Here is a 1,587-nt window from a genome sequence, read left to right on the forward strand (position 1 = left end):
CCTCTGATGCGATGAAGGAGCGGGGCCTCCGCTCCCCGTGACGGTTCCGGGTATCCGGCGGACACTCGGGGTCATCACACCAATCCCGTCGAGGATGGAGGCCCCTATGTCCGCAGGGTATGACGGACAGCAGATCGTGGGAATGGACCTGCACCGCAGAAGGTCGGTGCTGGTGCGGATGACGCCTGAGGGGGAGCGGCTGAGCAAGACCCGGATCACCAACTCGCCGGCGGCGCTGCGGGCGGAGATCGCCAAGGCCGGCGTTCATCCGAAGGTCGTGCTGGAGGCCACCTATGGGTGGTACTGGGCGGTCGACACCCTCGCGCTGGCGGGGGCTGAGGTGCACCTGGCGCACCCGCTGGGGGTGAAGGCGTTCACCTACCGGCGGGTCAAGAACGATGAGCGGGACGCCGCCGATCTGGCCGACCTGCTGCGGATGGGCCGGCTGCCCGAGGCGTGGATCGCGCCGACCGACGTGCGGGACCTGCGGGAGCTGACCCGCTACCGGGCCAAGCTGGTGGCGATGCGCACCAGCTGCAAGGACCAGGTGCACGCCGTGTTGGCCAAGCTCGGCATCCCGGTCACCCACTCAGACCTGTTCGGCGCCGGCGGCAGCGCCTGGCTGAACCAGCTCGCCCTCCCGCAGCCCTACCGCGGCAAGATCGCCTCGCTGCGGTCACTGATCGAGGCCTACACCGGCGAGATCGGCCTGCTGGAGGAGGTCATCGCCGAGCTGCTGCGCGGCCACACCGGCTATGCCGCGATCCAGGCGCTGCCGGGGATCGGCCCGGTCCTGGCCGCCGTGATCGTCGCGGAGATCGGTGACATCACCCGCTTCACCCGCCCGGAGAAACTGGCATGCTGGGCCGGGCTCACCCCGCGGCACCGCGAGTCCGACCTCAAGGTCGCCCGCGGGCACATCACCAAGCAGGGCTCACCGATCCTGCGGTGGGCCCTGATCGAAGCGGTCCAGCGGCAACGCGCCGGCTCCCCGATCCGCGCGGTCCGCGACCGCATCCTGGCCCGCCGCGGCACACAGGCCAACAACATCGCCAAGGTCGCCGCCGCCCGCAAGCTGGCCTCTCTGGTCTTCTACGGCATGCGCGACGGCCACATCCGAGCCCTCGACCACCCCGCCGCCAAGGACGCGGCATGATACGTCCCGGCCGTGGACCGGCGCGAGGTCGCCCGCAGGTCTGTTCCCCACCGGCGCCGGTGGCGCGAACGCGCCTCTGATTGACCCCGCCAGGCCACACGTGAAACGCCCCATGCCCCCTCCCGCGCGGGCGGGAGGACCCAGGCGAAGGGATGACCGCAGCCGGACTGCCCTCTCTCGGAGACGACTGCACCTGGGGCACCTAACCCACAACCCCCACAACGCCCCGGCGACCGCCAGCATCCGCCGACCCGGCGTCCGGCCTCAAGATCGTACGTCCTCGGCTCCGCCTCCGGGCGCTGCATCTTGACCCCGGACGCCACCCCGGCACGCCCGCAAACCCGCCCGGGACCGACAGGAAAACGGACTCAACACAACAACAACCACCCAGGCCACCACTTGACCGGCCCCACTCCTTCAGGGATGACCTG

General features: G+C 70.6%; 1 protein-coding gene. It reads left to right on the forward strand.

Annotated features, from left to right (window positions below):
- Positions 1-106: 106 nt before the first annotated feature.
- The gene (locus tag ACTWPP_RS44895) at positions 107-1,156 is read left to right on the forward strand and encodes an IS110 family transposase (protein WP_443110601.1); all 1,050 of its coding nucleotides are present in this window, start codon (positions 107-109) and stop codon (positions 1,154-1,156) included.
- The last annotated feature ends 431 nt before the right edge of the window (positions 1,157-1,587 follow it).

This window comes from Actinomadura sp. 3N407 (assembly GCF_052245875.1).
In the GTDB taxonomy this organism is placed as follows: Bacteria; Actinomycetota; Actinomycetes; order Streptosporangiales; family Streptosporangiaceae; genus Spirillospora.

Excerpts from the sequence above, each read along its gene's own strand:
- ACTWPP_RS44895 (WP_443110601.1), top strand. The coding sequence starts at position 107 with ATGTCCGCAGGGTATGACGGACAGCAGATCGTGGGAATGGACCTGCAC.